This is a genomic window from Aeromonas sp. PS2Canimalfood6, assembly GCF_048276795.1.
Lineage (GTDB): Bacteria > Pseudomonadota > Gammaproteobacteria > Enterobacterales > Aeromonadaceae > Aeromonas > Aeromonas caviae.
Window position 1 is genome coordinate 1 of sequence record NZ_JBLUXC010000126.1, and the last position, 1,426, is coordinate 1,426.

The following is a 1,426-nucleotide window of genomic DNA, read 5'->3' on the forward strand; positions in this document are numbered from 1 at the left end:
TAATGCCGATCAGTTAAGGATCCATTGACCGATCCTCAGGCTGTGTAAGAATCCGAAACTCCTTGTTGGGTTTCGGATTTTTTTATGCGTATCGACCAAGCTCTCGACTTCATTCACGCCTGTCCTCCCGGAAAGTTTGAGTCCCTGTCTGACCTGCTGTCACCTGAACTGGTGCAGGCTTGCTTGGCCGAGACGGGCTCCGTCTCCTTGCGCCGACGGCGCATGCCCATGGAGCGGGTGCTATGGGCCATTATCGGGATGTCCTTGTTTCGTCATGTCCCTATGGCCCAGCTGGCCAACCAGCTCGATATCCTGTTACCCGGCGACCGGCCGTTTGTCGTCCCCAGCGCCTTCATCCAGGCGCGCCAAAAACTGGCTGACCAAGCCGTTCGACAGGTGTTCCAGCAGACCGCCACACTCTGGCATCAGCAGTGTCAGCACCCCACCTGGGCCGGCTTGCAGCTGCTGGCCGTGGACGGGGTGGTCTGGCGCACGCCCGATACTCCGGACAATGCCGGCGCCTTTGCCAAGTCGAAAACCGTCCAGGGGGAGACGCAATATCCCCAGGTCCGCATGTTGTGTCAGATGGAGCTGACCAGTCATCTGCTGACCCAGACAGTGATGGACTCCTGTGCGGTAAACGAGATGGTGTTGGCAGAGCAACTGATTGAAAAAACACCCGATAATAGCCTGACCCTGTTCGATAAGGGCTTCTACTCACTGGGGTTACTCCATGCCTGGCAACGCCAGGGCGTAGCGCGTCACTGGCTTATTCCGCTGAAAAAGGGGGCTCAATACGAGGTCATCCGCAAGCTGGGGCGGCAGGATGTGCTGGTACGCCTCAGTGCCAGTCCGCAGGCCAAGAAGAAGTGGAGCGAGTTGCCGGAGCAGTTCGAAGCCCGGCTGCTGACCCGGACGGTAAACGGCAAGGAGCGGCAGGTGCTGACCTCGCTCACCGACCCGCTGCGCTTCCCGGCCAGCGAGTTGATGGAGCTATACCAGAATCGCTGGGAAATCGAGCTGGGCTATCGGGAGATGAAACATAGCCTGCAACAGCACCGGCTGACGCTGCGCAGCAAGAAACCCGATGGAGTAAGGCAGGAGCTATGGGGCTTGGTATTGGCCTATAACCTACTGAGATATCAGATGGTTAGGATGGCGGCGAGCTTAAAGGGCTATACGGCCAGCCAGTTGAGCTTTCACATGGCATCGGTGTATCTGCTGCATGAACTCAGTTGCCTGCCGTTTGTGTCACCGGGCATGGTTCCAGGGCGTGTCGCTGAGTTGGACAAACAGGCAGAGCAGTTCAAGTTACCCGCCCGCCGAGAACGAAGTTACCCAAGGTGCATCAAAGCCAAACCACAGAAGTATGCGACGAGAAAACCTAGTAAAAACAATGCCAGTCAGGCTTAACTGACTGGCATTA

Annotated in this window: 1 protein-coding gene; it reads left to right on the forward strand. The window is 57.2% G+C overall.

The genetic code is table 11. The features are described 5' to 3' along the window. The first annotated feature begins 84 nt into the window (after positions 1 to 84). Positions 85 to 1,413: an IS4 family transposase gene (locus ACNPAA_RS20825; protein ID WP_053288733.1), complete on the forward strand. Its 1,329-nt coding sequence runs from the start codon at positions 85 to 87 to the stop codon at positions 1,411 to 1,413. Positions 1,414 to 1,426 lie beyond the last annotated feature (13 nt).

Coding starts and splice junctions, on each gene's coding strand:
- ACNPAA_RS20825 (WP_053288733.1), top strand. CDS start 85: ATGCGTATCGACCAAGCTCTCGACTTCATTCACGCCTGTCCTCCCGGA.